18 protein-coding genes and 4 riboswitches are annotated in these 20,494 nt (G+C 71.6%); of the genes, 13 read left to right on the top strand and 5 right to left on the bottom strand.

Going from position 1 to position 20,494, the window contains the following annotated elements; all coding sequences use genetic code 11:
• Positions 1 to 5: 5 nt before the first annotated feature.
• Positions 6 to 147, bottom strand: a riboswitch (cobalamin riboswitch).
• Positions 148 to 189: 42 nt separating this feature from the next.
• Positions 190 to 314: riboswitch (cobalamin riboswitch) on the top strand.
• A 103-nt stretch (positions 315 to 417) separates the two neighbouring features.
• Positions 418 to 1,851 (top strand): hypothetical protein, encoded by a 1,434-nt coding sequence (locus tag O7617_RS23825; protein ID WP_282258251.1) that lies wholly within the window; start codon positions 418 to 420, stop codon positions 1,849 to 1,851.
• A 54-nt stretch (positions 1,852 to 1,905) separates the two neighbouring features.
• Here the strand turns inward: O7617_RS23825 and O7617_RS23820 are convergent, their stop codons facing one another.
• From O7617_RS23820 to O7617_RS23810, 3 genes are all read right to left on the bottom strand, one after another.
• The gene (locus tag O7617_RS23820; RefSeq protein WP_282258250.1) at positions 1,906 to 2,277 is read right to left on the bottom strand and encodes a hypothetical protein; all 372 of its coding nucleotides are present in this window, start codon (positions 2,275 to 2,277) and stop codon (positions 1,906 to 1,908) included.
• A 76-nt stretch (positions 2,278 to 2,353) separates the two neighbouring features.
• On the bottom strand, positions 2,354 to 2,614 hold the full coding sequence (locus O7617_RS23815) for a superoxide dismutase (protein ID WP_282258249.1): 261 nt from the start codon (positions 2,612 to 2,614) through the stop codon (positions 2,354 to 2,356).
• Between the two features lie 7 nt (positions 2,615 to 2,621).
• Positions 2,622 to 3,236, bottom strand: a complete 615-nt coding sequence (locus O7617_RS23810; protein ID WP_282258248.1) for a superoxide dismutase — start codon at positions 3,234 to 3,236, stop codon at positions 2,622 to 2,624.
• A gap of 141 nt (positions 3,237 to 3,377) precedes the next feature.
• A riboswitch (cobalamin riboswitch) is annotated at positions 3,378 to 3,526 on the top strand.
• 225 nt (positions 3,527 to 3,751) lie between these two features.
• Between O7617_RS23810 and O7617_RS23805 the strand changes: the two genes are divergently transcribed.
• Positions 3,752 to 4,204 (top strand): hypothetical protein, encoded by a 453-nt coding sequence (locus O7617_RS23805; protein WP_282258247.1) that lies wholly within the window; start codon positions 3,752 to 3,754, stop codon positions 4,202 to 4,204.
• A gap of 109 nt (positions 4,205 to 4,313) precedes the next feature.
• A riboswitch (cobalamin riboswitch) is annotated at positions 4,314 to 4,531 on the top strand.
• Positions 4,532 to 4,648: 117 nt separating this feature from the next.
• Positions 4,649 to 6,913, top strand: a complete 2,265-nt coding sequence (metE, locus tag O7617_RS23800; RefSeq protein WP_282258246.1) for a 5-methyltetrahydropteroyltriglutamate--homocysteine S-methyltransferase — start codon at positions 4,649 to 4,651, stop codon at positions 6,911 to 6,913.
• A gap of 83 nt (positions 6,914 to 6,996) precedes the next feature.
• Here the strand turns inward: metE and O7617_RS23795 are convergent, their stop codons facing one another.
• On the bottom strand, positions 6,997 to 7,896 hold the full coding sequence (locus O7617_RS23795; RefSeq protein WP_282258245.1) for an ABC transporter substrate-binding protein: 900 nt from the start codon (positions 7,894 to 7,896) through the stop codon (positions 6,997 to 6,999).
• Positions 7,897 to 8,237: 341 nt separating this feature from the next.
• Here O7617_RS23795 and O7617_RS23790 point away from each other — a divergent pair, with 341 nt between their 5' ends.
• Entirely contained in the window at positions 8,238 to 9,410 is a 1,173-nt protein-coding gene (locus tag O7617_RS23790) for an MFS transporter (RefSeq protein ID WP_282258244.1), read from the top strand.
• Positions 9,407 to 10,465, top strand: coding sequence for a hypothetical protein (locus O7617_RS23785; protein WP_282258243.1), 1,059 nt, complete (start codon positions 9,407 to 9,409; stop codon positions 10,463 to 10,465). Before O7617_RS23790 ends, O7617_RS23785 begins: the two co-directional genes overlap by 4 nt.
• A 3-nt stretch (positions 10,466 to 10,468) precedes the next feature.
• Here the strand turns inward: O7617_RS23785 and O7617_RS23780 are convergent, their stop codons facing one another.
• A complete protein-coding gene (locus O7617_RS23780; RefSeq protein WP_282258242.1) occupies positions 10,469 to 11,623 on the bottom strand; it encodes an acyl-CoA dehydrogenase family protein in 1,155 nt (384 codons plus the stop codon).
• A 94-nt stretch (positions 11,624 to 11,717) separates the two neighbouring features.
• On the opposite strand from O7617_RS23780, the gene O7617_RS23775 reads away from it, so the two are divergent.
• The 8 genes from O7617_RS23775 (at position 11,718) to O7617_RS23740 (ending at position 20,088) form a co-directional block, all read left to right on the top strand.
• A complete protein-coding gene (locus tag O7617_RS23775) occupies positions 11,718 to 13,475 on the top strand; it encodes a CoA transferase (protein ID WP_282258241.1) in 1,758 nt (585 codons plus the stop codon).
• On the top strand, positions 13,472 to 15,094 hold the full coding sequence (locus O7617_RS23770; protein ID WP_282258240.1) for a class I adenylate-forming enzyme family protein: 1,623 nt from the start codon (positions 13,472 to 13,474) through the stop codon (positions 15,092 to 15,094). Before O7617_RS23775 ends, O7617_RS23770 begins: the two co-directional genes overlap by 4 nt.
• The gene (locus tag O7617_RS23765) at positions 15,091 to 15,720 is read left to right on the top strand and encodes an ATP-binding cassette domain-containing protein (protein WP_282258239.1); all 630 of its coding nucleotides are present in this window, start codon (positions 15,091 to 15,093) and stop codon (positions 15,718 to 15,720) included. The genes O7617_RS23770 and O7617_RS23765 overlap by 4 nt, the downstream gene beginning before the upstream one ends.
• Before the next feature lie 3 nt (positions 15,721 to 15,723).
• Complete coding sequence (locus O7617_RS23760; protein ID WP_282258238.1) at positions 15,724 to 16,608, top strand: metal ABC transporter permease; 885 nt, start codon at positions 15,724 to 15,726, stop codon at positions 16,606 to 16,608.
• Complete coding sequence (locus tag O7617_RS23755) at positions 16,532 to 17,320, top strand: zinc ABC transporter substrate-binding protein (RefSeq protein WP_282258237.1); 789 nt, start codon at positions 16,532 to 16,534, stop codon at positions 17,318 to 17,320. The genes O7617_RS23760 and O7617_RS23755 overlap by 77 nt, the downstream gene beginning before the upstream one ends.
• A gap of 71 nt (positions 17,321 to 17,391) precedes the next feature.
• A complete protein-coding gene (locus O7617_RS23750; RefSeq protein ID WP_282258236.1) occupies positions 17,392 to 19,002 on the top strand; it encodes an FAD-dependent monooxygenase in 1,611 nt (536 codons plus the stop codon).
• Positions 19,002 to 19,721 carry a YcnI family protein gene (locus tag O7617_RS23745; protein ID WP_282258235.1) on the top strand — a complete coding sequence of 240 codons (720 nt, stop codon included), beginning with the start codon at positions 19,002 to 19,004 and terminating at the stop codon, positions 19,719 to 19,721. The genes O7617_RS23750 and O7617_RS23745 overlap by 1 nt, the downstream gene beginning before the upstream one ends.
• A gap of 154 nt (positions 19,722 to 19,875) precedes the next feature.
• Positions 19,876 to 20,088, top strand: a complete 213-nt coding sequence (locus O7617_RS23740; RefSeq protein WP_282258234.1) for a hypothetical protein — start codon at positions 19,876 to 19,878, stop codon at positions 20,086 to 20,088.
• Positions 20,089 to 20,494: the final 406 nt, after the last annotated feature.

Raw genomic sequence — 20,494 nt, 5'->3', positions numbered from 1 at the left:
ACGGCGCTGCGGTGCACTATCCAGCCAGGTAATCCGACTCGTCCCGGTAACGGGACCTACGGCTGCGGGCCAGCGCCGGACTTTGACCGGCTTCCCCTGACTGCTGGATCGCCGCCATCGGACCACAGCCGCCACCACCCCGTCAACGCGAAGACGTGTCATGAACCTAACAGCGCGCGGTAGGGGTCTCCTCCCATACCGTGACCGCGTCATCGCGTGGGGGAACCCGGTGGGAATCCGGGGCTGACGCGCAACGGTGAGGACGGTTCGCCCCGTCCCGAGCCCGACCACCCACGTGGTGACGCAGCACCTGCGGTACCCGTCCCACGCGTCCTGCGGCCGGCCCGCCCCGCTCCCGCCGGCGCGCGCCGGGCTCCGGGTCGAGGCAGCCGTGCCCCGTACCCCCAAGGAGCCCTGATGTCCTCGCGCCTTTCCTCCGGCAGCCGCCGCAGACGCCTCGCGGCCGTTCCCGCCGCCGCGCTGATCGCCACGGTCGTGGCAGTCACGGGCGGTGCCGCACCGGCCGCCGCGACCTCGACCGCCGCGCAGATCGCCACCGCCAAGACCAACGGCGTCGCCTACCTGCGGACCCTGCAGGCCGCCGACGGCAGCTACGCCAGCGGTGGACTGTCGAACGAGTGGGCGTTCAGCGCGTTCGCGCCCGCCGGGGTCGCGGCCGTGGACGTCTACCCCTCCGGCGACACGACCAAGAACGCCCGCACCGTCTACCGCAACCAACTCTCGGCCGCGTCCTGGCCGAGCAGCACGCCGGTGGTCACCGACTACGAGCGTGGGGTCCTGAATGCCTACGCCGCCGGCATCGACCCCGCCCGGGTCTCCCCCACCCGTAACCTGATCGCCGACACCATCGCCTACTGGCAGACCGGCTCGGCCGGCTACTACGGCCCGCCGGCCAACTTCAACGGCACCGTCTTCGGCACTCTCGCCCTGGCCGGCGCGAAGACCCAGGCCGGCGCCGCCCGCGTACCGCAGGCACTGCTCAACCTCTCGATCACCCGCATCCGCAACAATCAGCACAACGACGGCGGCTGGACCTTCAGCCAGGCCGAGGGCAACCCCACCCAACTCGCCACCGCCAGCGACATCGACATGACCGGCGCGGCGATGGCCGCGCTCTGCGCCGCCGGAGTCCCCAACACCGACACCGACGTCGTGCAGGCCAAGAACTTCCTCAAGAGCAAGCTCGTCAACGCCTCAGGCGCGTTCAGCTCGATGTTCGGCGTCAACACCGACTCCAACGCCTGGGCCGTCTCCGGGCTCAACGCCTGCGGCATCCCGAACCAGGGCACCGACTTCACCACCACCGCCGGTAAGACCCCGATCGACTTCCTCCGGGCGCAGCAGTTGACCGGCGGCGGATTCAAGTACCTGCCCACCAACACCACCCCGTCGGCGTACGCCTCCATCGACGCGGTGCGCGCCCTCGCCGGTGCCGGCTACACCGCCGCTCCCCCGGTCCCGGTCACCGCCGGGGCGCCCACCTGGGTCGCGGCGAGCGGGTTCACGGCGGGCGCCGCCACCCGGCTCGCTGTGATCATCGACAACGGCAGCGGCAGCATCAAACCGTGCGCGGTCACGCTGACCCCGACCGCCGCCACCACCACCCTCGGCGCCGTGCTGGACGCCGCCGTCGGCGCGGCCACCCCGAGCGGCTGCGTCACCTCCCTTCTTCCCACCAGTGGCACCGGCACCGTGACCACGATCAACGGCCTGGCCAACAGCGGCTCGTCCACCTGGAAGGTGTCCCGCGACGGCAGCACCCTGGCCACCGCGACCCGCGGCACGACAGTGACCGTCGGCGACACGATCTACCTCCGCTACGGCGTCTGATCGCCGTCAGTGGGATGGTCAGCGGCGTCACGGCATGACCACTTCGTTGATCAATTAGCCGATCGGGTCGACCATCAGGCGACGTGACATCGCGGGCCGCAGGCCGAGGTCCTGGTCATCAGCCACGACCAGAGCCTGCGGCGCCGCTGGGCCGACCGGATCGTCGGCCTCACCGGTACAGCGCGCACACACCCCTGTTGCTTCCCGCTCCGGCACCCCGGAGCGGGACGACACAGCGAGCAGATTCTCCAAGCGGGCAACACGACGTTGAACGTCTCGCAACTGCTGGCGAAGCTGGTGCGCCTGACTCTCGCTGGCACCGAGCTGCCGACGGGCGGTCTCAAGTCGTTGGAAGTCAGCCACGGCCAACACCGCCATCTGCTGGCCGTCCACTGTCAGGACACGGTGCTCGATCTTCCGGCGCATCGGGCCTCCCCGAGGTGGGCGGTAGAAGCTGCTGTTGTCCGCTGGGTTCCGCCGACGGGCGGAACCCAGCGGACCGTCATGCAGGCGGGGACTGGGCGGTCTCGGCCAAGAGCAACGACAGCTCCCGGACCAGATCGTCCATCGACTGGCCGCTCTGCGCCTTCACCAAACCCAGAGCGAGATCGGCCAACAGGTAGAAACCGAGGGTACGGGCCTGCTCGGAACTGAACGCCGACATCAACGCCTCCGCACCGGGGAGGTCACCGCGATGCTTGGCGGCGATGACCCCGGCGGCGCGTTGGACGATCTCGGCCGCCTCGGGGGTGTACCCGCTCACGCCGGGATCAGATCTTCGGGGTGGCGGCGCGGGCGGCGTCGAAACGGGAGATGACGTCGGTCCAGTTGACCAGGTTCCACAGCCGGTCCACGTAGTCCGGGCGCACGTTGCGGTACTGCAGGTAGTAGGCGTGCTCCCAGGCGTCGAACACCAGGATCGGGGTGGACCCCTGCCCGACGTTGCCGTGGTGGTCGTAGACCTGCTCCACGATCAGCCGCTGGCTCAGCGGCTCCCACGCCAGCACGCCCCAGCCGGAACCCTGCACACCCTTGGTCGCCGCGGACAGTTGACCGGCGAACCCGTCGAAGGAGCCGAAGTGCTCGTCGATCGCCGCCGCCAGCTCACCGTCGGGGCGGTCACCGCCGTCCGGGGACAGGTTGTTCCAGAAGATCGAGTGCAGGACGTGCCCGGACAGGTTGAACGCGTACGTCTTCTCCAGGCCGACCAGGGTTGCGTAGTCGCCCTTGTCGCGGGCCTCGGCGAGCCGGTCGAGCCCGTCGTTGGCGCCCTTGACGTATGCGGCGTGGTGCTTGTCGTGGTGCAGCTCCAGGATCTCGCCGGACATGGCGGGCTCGAGTGCGCCGTAGTCGTAGGGCAGGTCGGGCAGGTTGTACACGGCCATGGAGTACGTCCTCTCAATGCTGCCTCATTATGGCTGTTGCCACTATCTTGCAACAAGAGCCGAGAGTGGGGACGCGACTGCCCGGATCGGAAGGTCTGCGTCGTTAGCACCCGTCGGATCAGGGCCTTGACGGCGAGCCCCACCCGTGGGAACACTGTCCGTCACAACTTCATACCTGTGTGCTGACGGGGGAAGTCCGGTCGAAGTCCGGCGCTGGCCCGCAACGGTAGGCGGCGACAAACGTAGTGACGCCGCGAGCCCGATTACCCGCCAGTCCGCGTGACCAGCCTCCCCACCCGTCGTGGCCCACGGGTCGGAGCCGCCCGAACCGGAGTCGGGTCGTCTCGGACCATCGGAGCCCGGAAAGGCGTCGCTTCATGGTCAACCGCCCCCTCCGGCACCGCGCCCGCAGTCGTAGCCGCTGCGCTGGCCGTGCTCACGCTGTCACTGACAGCCGTACCGGCCGCCGCCACGGCGTCGCCGCCCACCCTCAACAAGGTCGATGCCGCCGCCGAATGGCACTGCTGCTCGCGGCGGCCGTCGTCAGCGTCGGCCTGGTCGCCGTCGACCCGGTGCCACGTGCCGCGCACGCGGCGGCGTGCGCCCCGGGTGCGGGCGTCACGGTGGTGGTCGACCTCACTGCGTTCGGCCTCGGTGTCCAGACCGGTTGCCGGCTCGGTGATCCGCCGACCGGCCTGGCCGCGTTGCAGGGAGCCGGCTTCGCCGTGACGGGTACCCAACGGTGGGGTCTTGCCTTCGTCTGCCGGATCAACGGCTATCCCACAGCCGCCGCCGAGCCGTGCGTCAACACGCCGCCCGCCACCGCGTACTGGTCGTACTGGCACGCCGTACCCGGCGGTACCTGGTCCTACAGCACCCTCGGCGCGAGCAGCTACAACCCCGCCCAGGGCACCGTCGAAGGATGGCGCTTCGGCTCCGGGCAGGCTCCGTCCATCTCCCCGCCGTAGTCGGCCTTGGCCGGGAGTCCGGGCACGACCGGACTCCCGGCCCGTCCAACTCTGGGCGACAGGGAGAATCCGCCTGCGACAGCGGCACCGGGGATCAGCTTCCGGCCGTACGATGGTCGGCAGTGCTGGTTCGCCGCACCGCCTCGGTGTGGCGTCGTAAGAGGGAACCCGGTGGGAAACCGGGACTGCCCCGCAGCGGTGAGTGGGAACGACCGCCGTCACACGCACTGGACGCGTGAGCGTCTGGGAAGCGACGGCCAGTAGGAGATCGGGTCGCCCCGGTCACGCCCACGAGTCCGAAGACCTGCCCGCACCGCGTACGCGTCCGCGTGCGCCGCCGTCGGCCTCTCGGGAGGGTCAGGGCGAGGCCCGGCCGTCGTCCGCGCCCTGCCGTGTCCCTCCAGTGTGGTCGGTGGTCGACCTCGAGGGAAGGACACCTGTTCCGTGACCACACCGTTCGGGCTGAGCACCGTGCTCGGCTATCCCCGCATCGGTCCGCACCGCGAACTCAAGCACGCCGTCGAGTCCTACTGGGCGGGCCGGATCGACGCGACCACCCTTCAAGAGACTGCCGCCAGCCTCCGCGCCGATGTGTGGCGCACGCTGCGCGACGCCGGCCTGGACGCGATCCCGTCGAACACGTTCTCGTTCTATGACCAGGTGCTCGACACCACCGTTCTGGTCGACGCGGTCCCGGACCGGTTCCGCCGCCTCGGTCTCGGCGACCTGGACACCTACTTCGCCATGGCGCGTGGCACGGAGCGGGAGCCGGCGCTGGAGCTGACGAAGTGGTTCGACACCAACTACCACTACCTGGTGCCGGAGGTCGGCCCAGGCACAGCGTTCACCGCTCGGACGGACAAGGCGGTGCGGGAGTACGGCGAGGCGAAGGCGCTCGGCGTCACCACCAGGCCGGTGCTGGTCGGACCGGCGACCTACCTCCTGCTGTCCAAGGCCACCGACGACGCGCCGGAAGGGTTCCGGCCCTTCGACCGGCTCGACGACCTGATCGCTGTCTACGAGGACATCCTCGGCGTCTTGGCCGGTGCCGGGGTCGAATGGGTGCAGCTCGACGAGCCCGCGTACGCCGCCGACCGCACCCCGCAGGAGATCGCCGCGCTGCGCGCCGCGTACCGCCGGCTCGGCGTTGTGAAGCACCGGCCGCGGTTGTTCGTCGCGTCGTACTTCGGTGACCTCGGCGACGCGTTGCCGGCACTGCTGGGCACCCCGGTCGAGGCGGTCGGCATCGATCTGGTCGCCGGGCCGGGCAACCTGAACCGCCTCGCCGCCGCCGGCCCGCTACGCGGGAAGACGATCGTCGCCGGGCTGGTGGACGGGCGCAACATCTGGCGTACCGACCTTCGCACCGCCACCGCGACCGGTGCCGTACTGACCGCCCTGGCCGACCATGTCGCGGTGTCGACGTCCTGTTCGTTGCTGCACGTGCCGGTGGACCTCGCCGCCGAACCTGACCTGGACCCGGACCTGCGTGTCCGGCTCGCGTTCGCCAGGCAGAAGGTCGACGAGGTCGTCGCTCTCGGACGCGCCCTGCGCGACGGTGTCGGCGCCCTTCCCCCTGCCCTGCCCGTGACCCCGGCGGCCTGGCGCAACGACGCAGTCCGAGCCCGACTGGACGCGCTGCGTCCCGAGCACCTACGGCGCGGGCCGTACGCGCAGCGGGCCGCCACCCAGCAGGCCCGGCTGAACCTCCCACCCCTGCCCACCACCACCATCGGATCCTTCCCGCAGACCACGGAGCTGCGGCAGGCCCGCGCGGCGCACCGGGCCGGTCGGCTCGACGACAGCGGCTACGCCGAGCGGATGCGCGCCGAGGTCGCCCACGTCATCGCCGTGCAGGAACGACTCGGGCTGGACGTGCTGGTGCACGGCGAGCCGGAACGCAACGACATGGTGCAGTACTTCGGTGAGCAGCTCGACGGGTTCGCCGCCACGGTCAACGGGTGGGTGCAGTCGTACGGCTCCCGGTGCGTACGCCCTCCGATCATCTACGGCGACGTCACCCGGACCGGGCCGATGACCGTCGTTTGGTCCACCTACGCGCAGTCGCTGACGAACCGACCGGTCAAGGGCATGCTCACCGGACCCGTGACGATCCTGGCCTGGTCGTTCGTCCGCACCGACCAACCCCTCGCCGACACCGCCAACCAGGTCGCTCTCGCGCTGCGCGACGAGGCCCGCGACCTGGAAGCCGCTGGCATCCGCATCATCCAGGTCGACGAACCCGCCCTGCGGGAGACACTGCCGCTGCGTCGGGCCGAGCAGCGCGCGTACCTGGACTGGGCGGTCGGGGCGTTCCGGCTCGCCACCAGCGGAGTCGCCGACGCCACCCAGATCCACACCCACCTGTGCTACTCCGAGTTCGGCGAGGTCCTGCCCGCGATCGACGCTCTCGACGCGGACGTCACCAGCATCGAGGCGTCCCGGTCGAAGATGGAGATCCTCGACGATCTGCGCACGACCGGCTATGAACGGGGTGTCGGCCCCGGGGTGTACGACATCCACTCACCCCGCGTACCAGAGCAGGCGGAGGTCACCGACGCGCTACGCCGCGCCGTCGCGGCGGTGCCCGCTGACCGACTCTGGGTCAACCCCGACTGCGGCCTGAAGACCCGCGGCTACCCGGAGGTCGAGCAGGCCCTGACCCGTCTGGTCAGCGGCGCCGGCGAGGTCCGCAGCACGCTCACCTGAGCGCACGGTGGGGCGGCGTGCCGTCGCCCCACCGTGCGTTGCGGCAACGCGCATCCGATGCCCGCGTCGGCCGCTCGGCAGCGTCAACCTGCGCTAACGGGTATCTGCAGAGCGCGGGAATCCGGGCGGCCGTCGAGGATGGCGGCGAGGATCTCCGCGCCGTCGACGACCCTCGGGCCTGGGCGGTTGAAGTAGGCGGGTCCGTCGACCACCCACACCTGGCCCCGACGAACCGCAGGCAGGTCCGCCCAGCCGGGTTGCCCGGCTGCCACGGACAGCTCGTCGACGGTCCGTTCGGGGGTGAACCCACACGGCCCGAACACCACCACGTCCGGGGCCAGGTCGGCGACCACCGACCACGGGTGTGGGGTGCTGTGCGCCCCCGGACCGAGCAGCAGCGACCGCCCGCCCGCGGCGGCGATCTGCTCGGGCACCCAGTGCCCGCCCGGCATCAACGGGTCGAGCCACTCGACGAACAGCACCGTCGGCGCGCCGGTCCCCGGGCCGGGCAGCGCGGCGAGACGACGTTCGGCGTCCGCCCGGATCTCCGCCGCCCTGCCCGCGGTGTCGGTCAGGGCGGCCACGGCGTCGACGGTGTCCAGTATCCCGCCGATCGTCCTCGCCTCCAGCGACACCACCCTGGTATCCAGGTCGATCAGCCGAACCGCGTCGTTGACCCGCGCGTAGGAGACCGCACACACATCGCACAGGTCCTGGGTCAGGATCAGATCCGGCTTCAGGTCCTCGAGCATCGTGACGTCGAGCTGGTACAACGACGATCCTCGGTGCGCGTCGCCAGCGATCGCCGCCGAGATCTCCCGGCTCGTCAGCGCCTCGGGCAGAGACGTCGCCGTCACCATCGGAACGCCGGCCAGGTCACCCGGCGGCCAGTCACACTCGTGCGTGCGCCCGACCAGATGCCCGGTCAGGCCGAGCATGGCTACGATGTCGGTGGCCGCCGGCAGCAGTGAGACGATCCGCACGTCCGCCTGCCTACCAGGCATGACCAAGCCGCGTCCACTCCGCCAGCGCAAGTTGCCCCCTGCACGTGTCCAACGCCCTGCGGCAGATCCCGTGATCGCGTCACGGCCAGCGGACGCCGGTCAACGTGCGGGCACCTGGTCGTCGGGTCGATCGAACTCCGGTTGAACCTTCCCCGCTCAGGCCGGTGCCGGGCCTTCTCAAGTCGACGGGCCGCCAGGTACAGGATCGACTTTTCTTGATCGAGGGTTGGTCGACACTTCTTGTGGCTACGGGAACTCGCGTCTGTCGTCGCCCGACTGATACTCGACGGACGCGGTGTCAGACCGGAACGGGGTGTGTGATGGCGGCTGAGCGGTGGTGGGCTCCGACGGGTGTCGCGACGGCGGCGATGGCCACGTCGATGACGGCGCTGTACGCGACATCGGCGCTGGCCCCGTTCCTGGTTGCCGACCTGGGTCTGTCCCGCACGGCGGTGGGCGCCTTGGTGACGGTGTCGTTCGCGGTCGCGGCGGGGGTGTCGCTCATCGCCGGGCACCTGATCGACCTGGGCGGAGCGCGGCGAGGACTCCTGGCGTTGTGTGTGGCCGTGCTGGTGGCCCTGCTCGGCGCGTCCGTGGCACCCGGCTACGGCTGGCTTCTGGTGGCGGTGGCAGTGGCGGGCTTGGGGCAGGCACTGGCCAACCCTGCGACGAATGTGCTGGTCGCCGGGGCGGTTCCGCCGCAGCGTCGGGGTAGCGCCATCGGGGTGAAGCAGGCGGGGGTACAGCTGGCGGCGTTCGCCTGCGGACTTGTCCTGCCGGCGGTGGCAACTCTGGCCGACTGGCGGGTGGCGTTGCGGGTGTCGGCGTTGGTGCCGTTGGCGACGGTGATCGCGGTGTGGTGGTGGGTTCCGGCCGCCGCGCGCCGGGCGACGGCGGGCTCGTGGTGGCGGCTGTCGGCACCGACCGGTTGGTTGACCTGGCTGGTCGCGTTCTCTCTGCTGCTGGGCACCGGGCTGGCGGCGGTGAACACCTACCTTCCGCTCTACGCGACGCAGCGGCTGGGCCTGGGCACGGGTGTGGGTGGGGCTCTGCTCGCCGCGTTCGGGGTGACGGGTCTGCTGGCCCGGGTCTGGTGGGGCCGGTGGGCTGACCGGAGCGCGGAGGTGGCCGTTGCCCTGGTGTGGCTGGCTGCCGCGGCAGTCGTCGGGGTCCTGCTGGTGCTTTCGGCTGATCATCTTTGGGCGGGCCTGGTCTGGGTCGGCGCGGTGGTGGTGGGCGGATCGGCGACGGCGGCGAACGCGCTGTCGATGCTGATGGTGCTACGCCACGGAAAGGCTCTGGGGCAGGCGTCAGGGCTGGTGTCGGTGGGTTTCTTCGGCGGCTTCGTCGTCGGACCAACCACCGTCGGCTGGTGTGCTGACGCCGGCGGGTGGGGGGCGGCGTGGCTGGTGGTCGCGGCGGTGTTCGTCGGCACGGCGATGCTCGCGATGCGGGTGCGGTCGGCCAGCGCCCAGCCGAAGGTCGCGGCGTGAACGACGGCGACCTGCGCGGAGCGTTGGAGGCGCTGCTGCGGCGGGTGACGGTCGTCGCCGCGCAGGTGGGCGATCGATTCCCGCTGTACGCGGATCCGGTCTCCGGTGACTGGGTGTCGACGCGTCGCGGCTCGTGGACAGGTGGTTTCTGGGTCGGGTGGTGGTGGCTCAGGGCCGCCGTTTCCGGGCTGCCCGCGGACCAGAACGTCGCTCAGCAATGGACGCTCCGACTGGCACCTCGGGCGGCCGACGACACGGTGACCAGGGGGATGACCTTCTGGTACGGCGCGGGTCAGGGCCACCGGCTGTGCGGGGACGTGCTCGCCGGGCGGGTCGCCCGCGACGGGGCGGCCGCGCTGGCCGACAGCTTCGACCCTCGGCTGGGGTTGATGCCGGTGGGTGGTGCGTTCGGCGCGGATCCGACCCCACGGGCGGGCGTGGACGCGTTGGCGGGGACCGTGGCGCTGCTCGCGATGGCCGCTGACGCGGGCGCACGGGACCTGGACGGCCTGGCCCGCACCCATGCCGAACGGCATGTCGAGCTGCTGGTGGGCGTTGACGGCGGCATTCGCCCGGAGGCAGTCCTTCGTCCCGATGGCACAGCGGCCGGCGGGGGTGACCTTTCGGCTGGTTGGGCGCGGGGGCAGGCGTGGGGTGTGTTGGGCTTGGCGGTGGCCGCGCGGCGGTGGGGCGGCGGATTCACCGATGCGGGTTGCCGGGCGGCGAGCTGGTGGCTTGCGCGGTTCGGGCAGCAGGTGCCGGTTGCGGTGCTCGGTCGACCTGGATCGCCGGTGGACACCTCGGCGGCGGTGATCGCTGCGGCCGGTTTGCTCACCCTGTCCGAGGTGACCGCCGACGATGCCTGGGGCGCGGCGGCCCGTGCGATCGTGAGCGACGTGGTGGGTCATCACCTCGATGGTGAGGGAGTGCTGCGCGACGGGTGCTACGACCTTGCTGGCGGTGTCGCGGTCCGGCACGAGCTGGTCTGGGGCAGCTACTTCCTGGCTGCCGTCCTTGCCGTGCTGACCGGCGGGGTGCGGGAGCATCCCTGGTAGAGGTCAGTGCCCTCGACGCAGCAGGCGGCGGGCCACGGTGGTGATGTGCAGCTCGTCGGGGCCGTCGAGGATTCGGGCCGCGCGAGCGGTGCGGGCCAGCATCGGCAGCGGGGTGTCGTCGGTGAGCCCTTCGGCGCCGTGCACCTGGATGGCCCGGTCGACGATGGCGCACAGGGCGCGGGCGGTGACCACCTTGGCGGTGCCGACGGCGATGCGGGTGTCGCCACCGTTGGTGAGCGCGTCGACGGCGGCGTGGGTGAGGGCACGGGCGGCGGCGAGGTCGGCGTGGCTGTCGAAGACGATGCGGTGCAGGAGTTGCTGCTCGGCAAGGGGGCCACCGTGGGCGTGGCGGGTGGTCATCCGGGTCAGCATGAGGTCGTGGGCGCGTTGGGCCTGGCCGAGCCAGCGTAGGCAACGCAAGGTCCGGCCGAGTGCGAGTCGCTCCCCGATGATGCGTAGCCCGTGGCCGGGCTCGCCGAGGAGATGGTCGGCGGGCACACGAACGTCGTCGAGAGAGATCTCGTACTGGCCGCCGGCGCCGAGGACGGGCAGTTCCCGCACGATGCGGTAGCCGGCAGCGTCGGTGGGCACCACCAGCAGGGAGAAGGCTTCCCTGTTGTCGGCCTGTAGTGCGGTGCGGCAGACGACGGTGGTGAAGGCGGCGGTGGCGGCGCGGGAGGTGAACCATTTGCGGCCGGTGATCCGCCAGGTGTCGCCGTCTCGGGTGGCGGTGGTGCCCAGGGCGGACGGGTCCGAGCCGGCGACGCCGGGTTCAGTCATGGCGAAACTCGGTCCACCCGCGCCGCTGATCATCGGCAGCAGGTGGCGGTGCCGGACCGTCGCGGTGGCGTGCCGGTCGAGCATCAGCGCGTCGAGCAGCAGGTCCGAGCCGAGCGCGGTGGGCCCGAAGTCGGATCGTCCCTCCACCTCGGCCAGCGGCGCGTAGGCGGCGAGGTCGAGACCGTATCCGCCGAGGTGCGCCGGGAGCGGCAGGGCCCACAGTCCGGCCCCGCGCGCGTCAGCGTGCAGTGCCGTCATGGCCTGCACGGCGGGCGAGCCACCGGCGAGCAGGAGCGGCTCGACGGGGATGACCCGATCCGCTATGAACGCACTGACGCTGGCGGCCAGCTCGGTGCGGGCCGCCGCTTGGTCGGTCATCGACAAACTCCCGAAGATCGTGGGAACTACCTCGATGTGTGTCACGACTATTGAGGTATGCGGGCGATCAACGTAGCGCATGCCGGTGACGCCGGTGCGTAGCGATCTTGTGGTGGACGGGCAGGTCGACGCCTTGCCGCTCACCGGGACACGCGTTCGCGGCGATGCTGTGACAGCGGCGGACGCGATCGTCGTCGAGCACCTGTCCCTGCTGGGCGCGAGCCACGTCGGCGGTGGTCCGCTACGGGTCGACGCCATCGATGTGCACACCGATTGGCAGGACCTCACCGGCCGCCGGTTGGACGAGGTGACCGCCCAGGCTGCCCTGGGGCTGATGGCCGTGCACGGTCGGGCCAGCGGAAGCCCCGCACGCATCGGGGTGCCCTATGTGTCCACTGTGGCCGGCGTGGTTGCGGCGCAGGGTGCGTTGGCCGCTCTGCTGGCCGGATCACGCGGGCAGCGCACCGGGTCGGTGCGGGTGAGCGTGGCCGGGGCTGCGATGCTCACGGTGTCGCAGTACCTCGCGGCCGGGAGCGCTGAGGACGGCGACGACACCGGCGAGGTGAGCGAGCCCGGTGTGCCACCGCCGTTCACCGCCCTCGACGGGGTCGTCTTCGAGGTGGAGACCCTGGATCCGGAGCCGTGGCGCCGATGGTGGACCTCGCTTGGCGCGGCGCCCGGCGACGTGGCGCGAGGTTGGCGGGCCTTCGTCCTGCGCTACGCCACCGCCGCCGCGCCGATCCCACCCGCTCTGCACGAGATCACCCGGCGGACACCATTCGTCGATTTGTGTGTGAGCGCGCAGGCTGCCGGCGTGGCCGTGCAGGAGGTCCGCGGGCTCGCGGCCCGCCGCGCGGACGTCGACGCGGAGGGCCGGTTCGGTACGCCCTGGAAGATCAGTGCCGGCCTTCCCGCGGCTGACCTGCCGGAGTTGCCGGCCGGACGGCTTCCGCTTCACGGGCTGCGGGTGGTCGAGGCCGGCCGTCGCATCCAGGGGCCTCTCGCCGGTCACGTGCTGCGTCTGCTCGGCGCGGAGGTGACCCGGGTGGAGCCGGCCGGCGGCGACCCGCTGCGCGGGATGCCGCCGATGGTCGGTGACTGCTCGGCCCGCTTCCTGGCCCTCAATCGCGGCAAGCGGATCGTCGAGGTGGATCTACGCTCGGCCTCCGGCCGCTCGACAGTGCGGAACCTGGTCGACGGCGCGCACGTCTTCCTGCACAACTGGGCGCCCGGCAAGGCCGCCGAGTTCGGCCTCGACTCCGCCGATTTCACCGCGAGCAACCCCGGCCTGGTGTACGCGTACGCCTCAGGCTGGGGTGACGCACGCGGGGCGGACGCGCCGCCGGGCACCGACTTCGTCGCTCAGGCGTACACCGGGCTCGGCGAACAACTGCGGCCGGCCGGGGAGCCGCGCGCCGGTTCGTTGATGACGCTGTTGGACGTCCTGGGCGGGCTGGTCTGCGCCGAAGGTGTGCTGGCGGCGCTCGTCGCCCGTCAGCGAGACCGCCGCGGGCAGCGGGTGGACACCTCGTTGCTGTCAGCGGCCGGGGTCCTGCAGGCGCCTCTGCCCACGGTCCAGCCGACGTGGACGCGGTGGGACATGCCGGTGTCGGTCACCGACGGGCACATCGTGCTCGCCGTCGGCAGCGACCCCGTGGTCGCGGAAGCCACCCTCGGTGACCCGGGCACGCTCACCACCGATCAGGCGGTGAGCCGTCTCGCGGCGGTGGGGGTGTCGGCGGTGCGGGTGTGCCCTGACCCGGGTGAGCTGGCCGACGACCCGGCAACGACCGGTCTGATCGAGATCGACGGGTGCGCCTTCGTCCGCCCACCGTGGAGGTTCACGTCATGACCGTGCTGCCCGTGCGCGACCTGGTCCCCGCTGCGCTGCGTGACTGGTGGGCCCGCACCGGTCACTACCCCGGCCGCACCCTGTACGACCTGTTCGCCGAGCACGCCGTCGCGCACCCGGACCGGGTGGCGGTGATCGACGACGACGGCGAGATCACGTACGCGCAACTACAGGCCACGACGCTGCGGCTGGCCGGCGCGTTGCGACGTGACGGTGTGGCGCCCGGTGAGGTGATCGCGGTGCAGCTGCCCAACGGGTGGCGGCCGGTCGCGGTGGACCTGGCCGCTGCGGCGATCGGCGCGGTCGTCCTGCCGTACCCCGTCGGGCGGGGCCGCCGCGACACGCTCACCCTGCTGCGCCGCTCCCGGGCCGCCGTCGCGGTCGTCGCGCACAAGGTCGGTGACCACCACTACGCCGACACCCTGGCGACACTGCGACCGGAGCTGCCGGACCTGCGGACCGTGCTGGTGGCCGGCCTCGACGGTCCGGACAGCCTGGAGGGCTGGCTGGCCGACGGGGCGCCGCTGGCGACACCGGTGGCCACCTCGGCGTCGGCGCCCGCGCGGATCCTCGTCTCCTCCGGTTCCGAGGCCGCCCCGAAGATGATCGTCTACTCGCACGACGCCCTGGCTGGCGGACGTGGTGCCTTCATCGCCGCCCTGCATCAGAGTGACGAGCCGATGCGCAACCTGTTCCTGGTGCCCCTCGCCTCGTCCTTCGGCTCCTCGGGCAGCGCGGTGACGATCGCCCGACACGGTGGCACCCTGCTCGTGCAGTCCCGCTTCGACGCCGGTCGCGCCCTGGAGCTGATCGACACGCACCAACCGTCGCTGGTGTTCGGGGTGCCGACGATGTTCACGATGATGCTCGACCACCCCCGCCTGGCCACGACGAGCACCGCGTCGCTGCGGGCGGTGGTGGCCGGCGGGTCACGGGTCGACCCGGCCACCGTGCAGTCCTGCCGGGACCGCTTCGACGCGGCGTTCGTCAACTGCTACGGCTCCGCCGACGGGGTCAACTGCACCACCGACCCCCTCGACCCGCCGGCCGCGGTGCACGACGCGGTGGGTCGACCCAACCCGGCGGTGGCAACCGTACGGGTCGTCGGCGACGACGACACCGACGTCGCGCCCGGCGAGGTCGGCGAGATCTGGGGCCTCGGGCCCATGAGCCCGCTCTGTTACGTCGACCCGGAGTTCGACGAGCGGTACCGGGTCGAGGGCGGGTGGGTGCGCACCGGTGATCTCGGCCGCGTCGACGCCGACGGGTTCCTGCATGTCGTGGGCCGGCGCAACGAGATCATCATCCGGGGTGGACGCAACCTGTCCCCCGTCGAGGTGGAGCTGCTCATCGCCCAACACCCCGCGGTGCGGCAGGTCGCCTGCGTCGGCGTCCCCGACCGGCTGATGGGTGAACGGATGGCGGCCTGCATCGCCGTCCGCGACGGCGCCGACGCCCCGACGCTCACCGAGTTGGCCGGCTACCTCACTGACACGCACGGGCTGGAGCACGCCAAGCTGCCCGAGCGCCTCGCCGTGCTCGACACGCTGCCCCTGTCCGCCGCAGGCAAGGTCGACAAGCGGTGGCTGCGTGAGCGACTCATCGGGCAGGACGAGTGACCGCCGCCGTCAGCTTCACGGGGGTCACCTGCCGCTACGGGCGGCGTACCGCGGTCGACGCGGTCGACCTCGACGTGGCCGCCGGTGAACACGTGGCCCTGACCGGAGCGAACGGTTCCGGCAAGACGACCCTGCTGCGGGCCGCGCTCGGCCTGCACCCCACCACCGGCGGCACGGTCACCGTGGGCGGGGAATCGGCCCGCAGCGGTGTCGAATGGGCGCGACGACGCCGGGACGTGGCCTGGGTGCCGCAGCGCCTCGCGCCGGGCCGCTTCCCGCTGCTGGTCGACGAGCTCCTCGACAGCGGCGGGCATCCCGACGCCGCCCGCGAGGCAGCCGACCAACTCGACGTCGGCGGGCTCGGCCACCGACCGCTGCACACCCTCTCCGGCGGGCAGTTGCAGCGCGTGTTCCTGGCCCGGGCGCTCGGCGCGGTCGCCGCCGGGGCCCGGGCCCTGTTCGCCGACGAACCCACCGCCGCGTTGGACTTCGACGGCCAGGAGCAGGTCGCCACCCTGCTGGCGAAGCTTCCGATCACGGTGATCGTGGTGTCGCACGACCGGGCGATGACCCGCGCCTGTGACCGGGTGGCCGAGATGGCCGCCGGGAAGCTGCGGGTGATCTGAGCCGTGGACGGCTTCCTCGATCTGCTCGCCCTGCCGGCCGTGCAGCGCTCGGCGATCGGCCTGCTGATCGCCGCCGTCGGCCTGCCGATCGTCGGGGTGTTCATCATCGGTCTGGACATCATCGCCGTGCGGTTCGCGATGATGCACGTGGCGCTGCTCGGTATCGCCGTCGGGCTGCTCGCCGGCCTCGACCCCGTGCTCTGCGGGCTCGTCGCGTGCGCTCTGGCCGGCGCCGGTGTCGCACCCCTCGCCCGCCGGCCGACCGGCCTGCCCGGGGCGATGGGTCTGCTGATGACCTTCGCGATCGCCGCCGCCCTGCTCGTGCTGTCGGTGTCCGGGGTCAACGCCACCGGCGCGTTCGAGTTGCTCTGGGGGTCGATCCTGGCCACCCGCGAGATCGACCTGATCATCCTGGGCGCGCTGACCGTCGTGGTGCACGTCCTGTTCTGGCGGTGGCGCCGGCAACTCGCGTTGCTGCTGTTCGACCGCGAGGTGGCACTCTGCTCCGGTGTCGCCGCCGGGCCGCTGCTGCTGGCGCTGCTCGTCGTCGTCGCCGTGTCGATCGGCGCGTCGATCCGGTTGACCGGGGCGCTGCTGGTCGACGCGCTGACCATCCTCCCCGCGCTGGGCGCCCGCAACCTCGGCCGGTCGTTGCGGTCGATGGTGCTCTGGGCGGTGGCCCTCGGTGTGGTCGGCAACACCGCCGGGTTCGCCGTCGCCCTGCTGATCGATCAGCCACCGGGTCCCGTCCTCGTCCTGGTGGCGGGGGCGTTGACCCTGCTCACCTACCTGATTCCTGAAGGAGCACGTGATGCGATTGTTCCGGGCCGCCGCGCTGAGCGCGGTGGCGACCCTGTCCCTGCTGGCCAGCGGGTGTGGCAGCACTGACGATCCGGCACCGGGCACCAGCGCGACGCCAGGAGCGAAGGGACCGAAGGTGGTCGCCTCCACCAGTTGGGTCGGCGGGTTGGCCAAGGCCGCCGGGGCCGCCGACATCACCGTTGTCGCCCCGGCCAACGTGCAGCACCCACCGGACTACGACCCCAAGCCCAGCGACCTCGCCGCCGTCGCCGGCGCCGACTACATCCTGTACGCGGAGTTCGACGGCTTCGCCGCCAAGTTGAAAGACGCCGCGGGCGGGTCCGGCAAGCTCGTCCCCGTGCAGTTGGAGAACACCCCCGGCAAGATCACCTCGGAGGTGACCCGGTTGGCCGGCCTGTTCGGCACCGCCGACGCGGCGACCGCCTGGAACTCCACCTTCACCACGGAGTACGCGAAGCTGTCCGCTCAGGCGAAGTCCGCGCTACCCAGTCCGGCGCCGACCGCGGTGTCGCACCTGTTCATGGCGTACTGGGCCGAGTTCGCCGGGATCACCGTGGCGGGCACGTACGGCCCGCAGCCGGTGAGCCCGAGTCAGCTCGCCGACCTGACCGCGAAGAAGCCGGCTCTGGTGCTGGCCAACGCCCACCTGCCCGGCGCCAATCCCGACATTCCCGGTGCCACCCGCGTCGACATCGTCAACTATCCCGGCTCCGACCTGGACCTCCTCGGGGTTTTCAAGACCAACACTGAACGACTGACCGCGGCGCTCAAACCCTGAGCGACGCGGTTGGTCCGGCCGGTGGGGGTGCGGCGGTCGCACCCCCACCGGCCCCTGCCGTAGGAGACCTGATGATCCCCGTGCTCGTCGTCGGCGGCGGCCCGGTCGGGCTGAGCCTGGCGATCCGCCTTGGACAGCTCGGTGTCCCGGCCACCCTGGTCGAGCAGCACCCGGACACCGCCGTTTTCCCCAAGGGCAGGGCCCTGAGCATCCGCAGCATGGAGATCTTCCGCTCGTGGGAGCTGGAGAAGGACATCACCGCTGCCGGCCTGCCGCGCGAACACCTGGCCTTCTACACGGGCCGCACCCTCACCGACCCGTCCGGCACCCGCATCGTCACCGGCCCCGGCGCTCGACCGCCGGTGCCCAGCCCCACCTACACGCTGCTCTGCTCGCAGGACCGCCTCGAACCGCTGCTGCGCGCGCACGCGCAACGGCTTCAGCCCGACCGGATCCGATTCGGCACCGAACTCGTAGATCTCGTCGTGGATCCCGACGGTGTCACGGTGGGGTTGCGCAGCGGTGGTCGCGGTGACCGGCTGCGCGCGCGGTATCTCGTCGCCGCGGACGGCGCCCGCAGCGGGATTCGTCAGCGGCTCGACATCGCCATGGCCGGCCCGTCCGGTGTTTCCCGCAACCTGAACATCCTCTTCGACGCCGACCTCGGCCAGCACATCGCCGACCGGCCGTGCGCCGTCTACACGATCACCCAACCCGGCCTGCACGGTGCGTTCCTCGCCGTCGACAACCAGCATCGGTGGCTGTTCAACCTCGTCGCCGACGGTGACGACGTTGACCTCGACAGTCTCGACGACGCCGCCTGCATCGGGCTGATCCGCGCCGCCGCCGGCCTGCCCGACCTGACGGTCACCGTGGTCGGCCGTCAGGTGTGGCACGCCGCGGCGCAGGTCGCCGATCGCTTCCGGCACGGCCCGGTCTTCCTGGCCGGCGACGCCGCCCACGTCACCACCCCGTACGGGGGTTTCGGCATGAACTGCGGCATCGCCGACGCCGACAACCTGGCCTGGAAACTCGCCGCCGTCCACCACGGCTGGGCTGACCCGGCGCTGCTCGACACCTACGACCCCGAACGCCGACCGGTCGCACTCGCCAGCGCCGCCGAGAGCCACCTGCGCCTGGTCGACACCATCGACGCGCAGCGCACCGGTGCGCCCCCGCGAGGACGGCCCAGCGAAGGACTCGTGCTCGGATACCACTACACCTCCGCCGCTGTCATCAGTGACGGCACGGACCCACCCCCGGGGAATCCGGTCGCCGACTACGTCCCCACCGGCCGGCCGGGTCACCGCCTCCCCCACGTCTGGCTCGACCAGGGGGAAACCCTGTCCACCCTCGATCTGGTAGCCGGCGAGGGTTTCACCCTGCTCGCCGGACCGGCGGCGGCCTGGGCCCCGACCGCGGTCCAGCAGGCGCGGCACGCCGGCGTTCCACTGACCGTGCACGTCCTCGACGACGCGCTGTCGCAACCCACCCGGGCGGACTTCCTCGGTCGCTGCGGACTGCGCGACGATGGAGCTCTGCTGCTGCGACCCGACGCCCATGTCGCCTGGCGCACCCCTGGCACGCCCCGTGACGGCATCCACGAGATGATGGACCGCGTGCGACAGCCGGCGCCGCGACCTGGGCTACGCCACCCTCGGCCAGCAGAAGGAGTTGCGTGATGCCACACGTCCCCGCTCGGATCGCCCTCGCGCTGCTCGTGGGAGCGGTGATCGCGTTGGCGCCGGGCGGCCCGGCGCAGGCCCACGTCTCGGTGAGCCCCGCCCAGGCCCCACCGGGCGGATTCACCACCCTGACGTTCCGGGTGCCCAACGAACGCGCCGAGGCGGCGACGACGAGCGTACGCATCGTGATGCCCGAGACCACGCCGATCACCTCGGCGGCGGTGCACAAGCTCGCCGGTTGGCGCGCGACTGTCGAGGACGGTCCTCTCGCCACGCCGGTCAAGGTCGGCTCAGCGACCGTCACCGAGGCGATCACCTCGGTGACCTGGACGGCGGCGACTGCCGAGGACGCCATCGACGGCACCCAGTTCCAGGAGTTCAGCGTCTCCGTGGGCCCGTTGCCGACCACCGGCGACCGGGTCGTTTTCAAGGCCCTTCAGACGTACGCCGACGGCGTGGTCTCGCGGTGGATCGAGGAGCCGACGCCGGGTGGCCCCGAGCCGGACAACCCCGCCATCGTTCTCCGCCTGGACGAGGCGGCGGCCACCGGCGTCGACGAACACGGCATGCCGGTTGCGGGCGCCCCGACGACGGCGGCCGTGGCCGACCGGCCAGCGGGCGTGGCGCTGGCCGTCGCCGTGGCCGGTGTCGTCCTCGGTGCGGCAGCGCTGCTGCTGGGTCTGCTCAATCGGACCCTCGGCCGACGGATCCGGTAACCCGCCAACGCAATCACTGATAGTCGGTCGGTACCTCTGCCGGGTTCCCGCTCGAGGAGGGATAGTCACCGACCGACAAAGCCGGGTCGGGGTCCGCGAAGCCGAGCCGGTCGGCTCTAGCGTGGTCAGCGACGACCGACGAGTGGAGGCACCCGTGGCAGCCGACGGCCTGGTACACGTGCTCACCCTGTGCGGCAACTGCAACTGCGGATGCCCCGAGCTGTACATCGACCCCGACGCGCCAGCCGAGCAGCGAGTCGTCATCACCGACGACTTCGGCAACGCGATCCGGCTCAGCGGCGGCCAGCTCAGCGACATCGTCGGCCTCGCCCGGGCGGGCGCCCTGGACGACGTGACCACCGCCTAGATTGGCGTCCGACACGGTCAACACCCGATGCTGGGCGGTGAGTCACCGCCCCTCGGGTGTCCTCGGCGACCGGTGGTCGGCGGGTCCCCGTCGGGTCGTGCGCGACCCGATCTCCGGTAACCCGTGGCTCACCGGGTGGTGGCCGACCCGGACGGCATGTGCGTCCACCGCCCGTTTCTTGACGCCCACGTTGTGGAGGCCGCCCTCGCCACCCGAGAGTGCGACGTCCAGCGCGGCTGGTTACGTCGAGAGACTCTGCTGGTTCTCGACGAGATGTCGCGGGAATGAGCACGATCCACTGAACCGCATCGACATTTCCCGCGTACCATGATGCGGAGCCGGGACATGCCACCGCAGGATCATCCGCGGTGTGCCACCCATGGTCGACACCAGGGCAGGGTGCCGA

Origin of the sequence: Micromonospora sp. WMMD1155 (genome assembly GCF_029581275.1) — a bacterium.
Classification (GTDB): Bacteria; Actinomycetota; Actinomycetes; order Mycobacteriales; family Micromonosporaceae; genus Micromonospora.
This window is presented reverse-complemented; position numbering and strand designations above follow the sequence as displayed.

What these genes read in the sequence shown, in the direction of transcription:
- O7617_RS23825 (WP_282258251.1), top strand. Translation starts at nt 418, where the DNA reads ATGTCCTCGCGCCTTTCCTCCGGCAGCCGCCGCAGACGCCTCGCGGCC.
- O7617_RS23820 (WP_282258250.1), bottom strand. Translation starts at nt 2,277, where the DNA reads ATGCGCCGGAAGATCGAGCACCGTGTCCTGACAGTGGACGGCCAGCAG.
- O7617_RS23810 (WP_282258248.1), bottom strand. Translation starts at nt 3,236, where the DNA reads ATGGCCGTGTACAACCTGCCCGACCTGCCCTACGACTACGGCGCACTC.
- O7617_RS23805 (WP_282258247.1), top strand. Translation starts at nt 3,752, where the DNA reads ATGGCACTGCTGCTCGCGGCGGCCGTCGTCAGCGTCGGCCTGGTCGCC.
- O7617_RS23790 (WP_282258244.1), top strand. Translation starts at nt 8,238, where the DNA reads ATGGCGGCTGAGCGGTGGTGGGCTCCGACGGGTGTCGCGACGGCGGCG.
- O7617_RS23780 (WP_282258242.1), bottom strand. Translation starts at nt 11,623, where the DNA reads ATGACCGACCAAGCGGCGGCCCGCACCGAGCTGGCCGCCAGCGTCAGT.
- O7617_RS23770 (WP_282258240.1), top strand. Translation starts at nt 13,472, where the DNA reads ATGACCGTGCTGCCCGTGCGCGACCTGGTCCCCGCTGCGCTGCGTGAC.
- O7617_RS23755 (WP_282258237.1), top strand. Translation starts at nt 16,532, where the DNA reads ATGCGATTGTTCCGGGCCGCCGCGCTGAGCGCGGTGGCGACCCTGTCC.
- O7617_RS23750 (WP_282258236.1), top strand. Translation starts at nt 17,392, where the DNA reads ATGATCCCCGTGCTCGTCGTCGGCGGCGGCCCGGTCGGGCTGAGCCTG.
- O7617_RS23745 (WP_282258235.1), top strand. Translation starts at nt 19,002, where the DNA reads ATGCCACACGTCCCCGCTCGGATCGCCCTCGCGCTGCTCGTGGGAGCG.